4 protein-coding genes and 1 pseudogene are annotated in these 7,002 nt (G+C 57.1%); 1 reads left to right on the forward strand and 4 read right to left on the reverse strand.

What is annotated here, in order from left to right; genetic code table 11:
• Positions 1 to 943 (forward strand): FAD-dependent urate hydroxylase HpxO (hpxO, locus tag H7A81_RS24370; RefSeq protein WP_182058985.1); only part of this gene is annotated, 943 nt, incomplete at its 5' end.
• 88 nt (positions 944 to 1,031) lie between these two features.
• Here the strand turns inward: hpxO and dcp are convergent.
• From dcp to H7A81_RS24390, 4 genes and pseudogenes are all read right to left on the reverse strand, one after another.
• Positions 1,032 to 3,083 carry a peptidyl-dipeptidase Dcp gene (gene dcp / locus H7A81_RS24375; protein WP_182058986.1) on the reverse strand — a complete coding sequence of 684 codons (2,052 nt, stop codon included), beginning with the start codon at positions 3,081 to 3,083 and terminating at the stop codon, positions 1,032 to 1,034.
• A gap of 73 nt (positions 3,084 to 3,156) precedes the next feature.
• Positions 3,157 to 3,939: a xanthine dehydrogenase accessory protein XdhC gene (gene xdhC, locus H7A81_RS24380; protein WP_166930988.1), complete on the reverse strand. Its 783-nt coding sequence runs from the start codon at positions 3,937 to 3,939 to the stop codon at positions 3,157 to 3,159.
• Positions 3,926 to 6,292 (reverse strand): annotated as a pseudogene (gene xdhB / locus H7A81_RS24385) (xanthine dehydrogenase molybdopterin binding subunit). Before xdhB ends, xdhC begins: the two are co-directional and overlap by 14 nt.
• On the reverse strand, positions 6,282 to 7,002 hold a 721-nt coding region (locus H7A81_RS24390; RefSeq protein WP_182058987.1), incomplete at its 5' end, for an FAD binding domain-containing protein. The pseudogene xdhB and the gene H7A81_RS24390, both read right to left, overlap by 11 nt.

The raw sequence follows: 7,002 nt of genomic DNA on the forward strand, positions 1-7,002 counted from the left end.
CTATAACGATGCGCACAGTGGCAGCACCCTGACCCGCTTCAGCCTGTCACCTCTGGTGCAGCAGGTGGGCGAATACCCTTATCCGGTCGCTCGCGCCGAGTTACAGGCGATGCTGATCGATACCTATGGTCGCTCACGCATTCAGTTCGGTAAACGCGTGACCCACGTCGAGCAAAGCACCACCGGCGTCACCGCCTGGTTTGATGATGGTAGTCAGGCTGAAGGCGATTTCCTTGTCGCCGCTGACGGTACGCATTCCGTGGTCCGCCACTATGTGTTGGGAGAACATGTAGAACGACGCTACGCTGGCTACGTTAACTGGAACGGCTTAGTGACCATAGATGAAAGCATCGCCCCAGCCGATCAGTGGACAACCTTTGTTGGTGAGGGTAAGCGCGTCTCCCTGATGCCGGTGAGCGGCAATCGTTTTTACTTCTTCTTCGACGTGCCTTTGCCTAAAGGCTTAGCCGAAGATCGTTCCACTCTGCGCCAGGATCTGAAGAATTACTTCAGCGGCTGGGCCGATCCGGTGCAGCGCCTGATCGACAGTATCAATCCCGATACCACCAATCGGGTTGAAATTCACGACATCGAACCCTTTAGCCGTTTCGTCAAAGGTCGCGTGGCCTTGCTCGGCGATGCCGCCCACAGCACCACGCCAGATATTGGCCAGGGCGGTTGCGCCGCGATGGAAGATGCGGTGGTGCTGGCGCAGACGCTGGCCTCACATTCGCTGGGTATCGAAGATGGATTGCAGCGCTACGAGGCGCGCCGCGTGGAACGCACTAAAGATTTGGTGTTGAAAGCACGTAAACGCTGCGACGTGACGCATGCCAAAGATGCCGAAATCACCGCTGCGTGGTACGCCGATTTGAAAAACGAAACCGGCGAGCGAGTGCTGGCCGGTATGTGCGACACCATTGAAGGTGGTCCGCTGGGGTAACGCCAGGGCGCACCGCCTGAAATGACCCCATACTCGTTGGAACGGTGTCCAACTTTCGGGGTTCACTACACGCCGTGCGCCCTGCTTATCACGCCTCTTCTAAACCGCGATTCTTCAGCATCGGACCAATCTCCGGTGCTTTGCCGCGCCATGCCAGCCACAGATGCTGAAGATCGCTGCTGTTACCGCGTGAAAGAATATGATCGCGGAACTGTTGGCCATTCTCACGACTCAACCCACCACGTTCTACAAAGGCCTGGTAACCATCATCGGCCAACATCTGCGTCCAGATATAGGCGTAATAACCAGCCGCGTAACCGCCGCCCCAGATATGACGAAAATAGGTGGAGCGATAACGCGGCGGCACCGTGGTTAACGCGATGTTTTCCGCCGCCAGCGCCTGTAATTCAAAGTGACTGACATCCTGCGGGTTGTCATGCGTGGTCAGCGAATGCCATTGCAGATCCAGCAAAGCCGCCGCCAGCAGTTCGGTCATGTCGTAGCCCTTGTTGAACTTAGATGCGCGCACCATCTTCTCGCGCAGTTCCACGGGCATCGCCTCACCGCTCTGATAATGGCGGGCATAGTTGGCAAACACCTTTTCATCGCTGGCCCAGTGCTCGTTAATCTGCGAAGGGAACTCGACGAAATCGCGTGGCGTAGCGGTACCGGACAGGCTTGGATAACGTTGGGTGGCAAACAGACCGTGTAGCGCATGACCGAATTCGTGGAACAGCGTGATCACCTCATCCCAGCTGAGCAACGCAGGTTGCCCAGCCTGCGGTTTGGTGTAGTTGCAGACGTTGTAGATCACCGGCTTGGTGCCCAGCAGTGTGGTTTGATCAACAAAGTTGCTCATCCAGGCTCCGCCGCTTTTGTTATCACGCTTATAGAGGTCGGTATAGAACAGCGCTAAAGGCGTATCATCAGCATCAAAGATTTCATAAACGTTGACGTCCGGATGATACACCGGCAGATCGTGACGCTGCTGGAAGCGGATGCCAAACAGCTGGCTGGCGGACCAGAACACGCCTTTTTCCAATACATTATTCAGCTCAAAGTACGGGCGGATTTGGCTCTCATCCAGGGCGTATTTGGCTTTTCTCACTTGTTCAGCATAGAAATTCCAGTCCCAGGCGCGCAGCGGGAAAGTGTGGTGCTGTTGTTCAATGATCTGCTGGATGTCTGACGCTTCTCGCTCAGCGCGTGCTCGCGCCGCCGGGACGATATTTCGCATAAACGCAAAGGCAGCATCCGGCGTTTTCGCCATCTGGTCCTGCATACTCCACTCGGCGTAAGTCTTGAAACCGAGCAGCTGTGCCTGCTCAGCGCGCAGCTGTGCCATGCGTAACACAATCGCGCGTGTGTCGTTGTCATCGCCCTGTTCACTGCGTGTGAGCGCCTGATTAAACAGCGCTTCACGCGTGGCGCGCACTTCCAGTGACTGCAACGCGGGCTGTTGCGTGGTGTTCTGTAACGGCAGCAGCCATTCGCCGTGCAATCCACGCGCCTCCGCTGCGGCTTTGGCATGTGCTAACTCTTCTTCACTCAATCCCGCCAGCGCCGCTGCGCTGCTCACCGTATACGCGCCCGCTTTGGTCGCCGCCAGCAGCTTATTGCCAAAACGGGTACTCAACGTGGCGAGTTCCTGATTGCAGGCACGCAGCCGCTCTTTATCTGCGTCGCTCAGGCTGGCCCCAGCCAGCTGGAAATGCTGCCAGGTCACTTCCACCAAACGCATCGATTCCGCATCCGGACAGGCAGAGCCGCGATGCTGGTAAACGTTATCGAGACGGGCAAACAGCTGGCTGTTGAGATGGATTTCATCATTTAGCGCCGTGAGTTTAGGCGTGATCAGCTCATCAACTTCCTGCAACACATCACTGGTGTTGGCTGACGTCATGGCACCAAATACCAGATTGACGCGGTTTAACAACTGTCCACTGCGCTCCAGAGCTTCATAGGTGTTGGCAAAAGTAGCCGGTTCAGGATTAGTGGCGATGGCGGCAATTTCCTGACGCTTCTCTTCAATACCCGCTTCAAGCGCCGGAAGAAAATCGGCTTCCTGAATCAGGTCAAAAGGCGGAGTTTGATAGGGCAATGCACTGACGGTGAAAAACGGATTGGCTCGTGAAGTCATTATCGCTCCTGATAATCAGCAACGCCGCAACCGGTGCGGCGGGATGCTTCTATCCTGGCAGTTTCAACGTCACTCAACAACCGCTCTGCTGGCGCTGATACACACTGATGATTTCACCCGCTACCGCCACGGCGATTTCCGCTGGCAGTTTGCCTTTCACATCCGGCAGGCCGAGCGGACAGCGCAGCCGCGCCACTGCATCCGCAGCGATCCCTTTGCCTTCCAGCCGATAGCGAAAGCGCTGCGCTTTGGTAGCCGAACCAATAACGCCGGCATAGCGAAAATCACCACGCCGCAAAATGGCTTCGCTTAGCGCCAAATCGAGCGGATGGTCGTGGGTCATCACAATGAAGTAGCTGTCGGGCGCGGCCTCTTTGACGCAATCGATCGGGTCCTCTACCTGACGCACCGTGACGCCCGGCGGCACATGGCGAAACTGGGCGGCGCGGCTATCAACCCAGGTAATGTGACAGGGTAACGTTGCCAGCAGGTTTACCAGCGCCTGACCGACGTGGCCTGCGCCGTAAAGCTGGATTTCAGGTTGCTGCTGCATCAGCGGTTCAAACAGCAGCGTGGCATGCCCGCCGCAGCACTGGCCGAGGCGCGCAGCCAGCGCAAACTCTTCGCTGCGCGGCTCCAGACAACGCTGCTCCAGCATGTCGCGCGCCAGCGCAATGCACTGATATTCCAGATGACCGCCGCCGATGGTGAGATAAGTATCGCTGGCGCTGACCACCATTTTACTGCCGCGATCGCGCGGGACCGATCCGCGCTGGCTCAGCACGGTGACTAAAACGCAGCTCTCACGTTTCTCGCGCAAACTGTGCAGTACGGCGATCCAGTCATGATAAATCATCATCCGCTCCTGAGAGGCGCTGAACGCCCCAGAAAACGCGCTCCGGCGTGGCGGGTGCATCCAGTTGCGGATGGCGGCGGTAGTTACCCACGCTGGCTACGGCATCCTGTAACGCACACCACACCGCAATGCCCAGCATAAACGGCGGCTCACCCACGGCTTTCGAATGGAATACCGTGTCCTGCGGATTTTTACGGTTCTCTACCAGCGTGACGCGCAAATCATGTGGGACATCGCTGATGGCGGGGATTTTGTAACTCGCCGGGCCGTCTGTCAGCAGCTTGCCCTGTTCGTTCCATACCAGCTCTTCGCAGGTTAACCAGCCCATGCCCTGCACGAAACCGCCCTCCACTTGCCCAATATCCAGCGCCGGATTGAGCGAGGCGCCAACGTCATGCAGGATATCCGCGCGCAGCAAACGATATTCACCGGTTAAGGTATCCACCAGCACTTCGCAGCACGCCGCGCCATAGGCGAAGTAATAGAAGGGTTTGCCGCGTCCGGCATTGCGGTCGTAATGGATGCCGGGCACTTTGTAAAATCCGGTGGCGGATAACGGCACCTGATTCAGCCACGCCTGCTGCGCCACCTGCGCAAAGGTAAAGTGCAACTCGCCAACGCGCACAATGCCATTGCTAAAGGAGATGGCGTCGACCGTGCAGTGATGCTGCTGACACAGCATTTCCGTCATGCGATCGCGCAATATCTGCGCGGCATTCTGCGCCGCTTTGCCGTTAAGATCGGCCCCGCTGGAGGCCGCCGTGGGTGAGGTGTTCGGCACTTTTCCGGTGTCGGTCGCCGTGACCTGAATCTGGCTGATATCGATTTGCAGCACTTCCGCGACAATCTGCGCCACCTTGGTATTCAGTCCCTGACCCATTTCGGTGCCACCGTGATTGAGCTGCACCGTGCCATCGGTGTAGATCAAAATTAAGGCACCGGCCTGATTGAGGAAGCTGGAGGTAAAGGAGATGCCAAACTTCACCGGCGTTAAGGCCAGACCGCGTTTCATATAACGATGACTGGCGTTAAACGCTGTGATGTCCGCGCGACGCGTGGTGTAATCGCTGCTGGCTTCCAGCTGTTCCGTTATCTCCATCAGCAGATTATCTTCCACCTGCTAATGGTAATGGGTGATGTTGCGATCCTGCTTGCCGTAATAGTTGCGCTTACGCAGTTCGAGCGGGTCCAAACCGCGCTCGCGGGCGATATGGTCCATGATCTGCTCAATCGCCACCATGCCCTGAGGCCCGCCAAAACCGCGATAGGCGGTGTTAGACGCGGTGTGCGTGCGGCAGCGATAACCGGTGATCAGCGCATCGCCGAGGTAATAGGCGTTATCGGCGTGGAACATCGCACGATCAACAATTGATCCGCTCAGATCGAGGGAATACCCGCAGTTTCCCGCCAAATCGATTTTGACACCACAGAAACGACCTTCCTCATCAAAGCCCACATCGTAACGCACAAAGAAGGGATGGCGCTTACCGGTGATACGCATATCATCGCGTCGCGCCAGACGCATTTTTACCGGATGCCGCGTCTGGCGCGCGGCAATCGCACACAAGCAGGCCACACCCGCAGCCTGCGTCTCTTTACCGCCAAAACCGCCGCCCATCCGGCGCATATCAATGGTGACTTTGTTCATGGTGATGTCCATCACTTCGGCCACCAGCTTCTGCACTTCCGTCGGGTTCTGCGTCGATGAGAAAACCTGCAGGCTGTCGTCTTCACCTGGAATCACCAACGCGGTCTGGGTTTCCAGATAGAAGTGCTCCTGACCGCCTATATGAAATTCACCCTGAATACGATGCGGCGCACGCGTCAGTGCCGCTTCAGCATTACCCCGTTGATGGACGTGCGGCTGCTGCACAAAGTGACGCTGTTCCAGGGCTTCACGCACATCCAGGATCGCCGGCAGTGGCTGATATTCGATGATGGCGGCGGCAGCACCGGCGCGCGCGGCTTCGGATGAATCCGCTGCCACCGCAATCACAATCTGCCCGAGATACTCCACGGTATCCATTGCCAGTAACGGATCGCCCGGTTCTAACGGGCCGACATCATTCAGGCCCGGCACATCGCGCCAGGTCAGAACGGACACCACGCCGGGCACGGCATAGCAAGGCTGTACATCGACATGTGTAATACGTGCATGAGCATGTTCACTGAGACGCGGGCAAAGATGCAACAGGCCAGGCAGATCCGGCCGGTCATCAATGTAGATCGCCTCGCCCGTGACGTGTTTATCGGCGCTTTCATGCTTTTGACTGCGGCCCACACCGGTTTTCATGTCGCTGGCAAACTGGCTTTTTAACAGCGCTTCGCTGAGTTCGGGTCGGTTATGAGACATAGCGCGCCACCTCGGTAAGGGTCAGTTCGCCACAGGTTTGCGCGTAGTAACGACGCAATAGATTGCGCGCGACCTGCAAGCGGTAGTCGGCGCTGGCGCGGAAATCGCTTAACGGCTGGAAATCCTGGCTGAGCGCCGCGCAGGCTTGCTCAATGGAAGCTTGATTCAGTGGCTGACCATTAAGGGCGGCCTCGGCTGCGGTTGCCCGTTTGGGCGTTGCGGCCATGCCGCCAAAGGCCAGTCGTGCCTGCACAACCACGCCTTCTTTAAGCTGAATGTTGATGGCGATAAACACCGCCGAAATATCATCATCCAAACGTTTTGCCACTTTCCATGCCACGAAATCAGGTGACACCGTCACTTTCGGTATCACTATTGAGTGAATGAATTCCCCTGGCTGCAACACGGTTTGCCTGTAGCCAGTGAAGAACTGGTCCAGCGGCACTTCACGAAGGCTTTCTCCCTGCTGCAACACCAATCGCGCATTGAGTGCCAGCAACATGGGCGCACAATCACCGATCGGCGAAGCATTGCCGATATTGCCGCCTAGCGTACCCTGATTGCGGATCTGTAATGATGCAAAGCGCTCCAGTGTGGCACTGAAGGCAGGAATTCTCGCCGCCAGGAAATGGTAGCAATAATGAAGCGGTGCAGCAGCGCCCAGATGAATATCCTGCTCATCCTCAGAACAGGCGCTTAACGCCTCAACC

The sequence above is a fragment of the Pantoea sp. ME81 genome, from assembly GCF_903970985.1.
GTDB classification, from domain to species: domain Bacteria; phylum Pseudomonadota; class Gammaproteobacteria; order Enterobacterales; family Enterobacteriaceae; genus Pantoea; species Pantoea communis.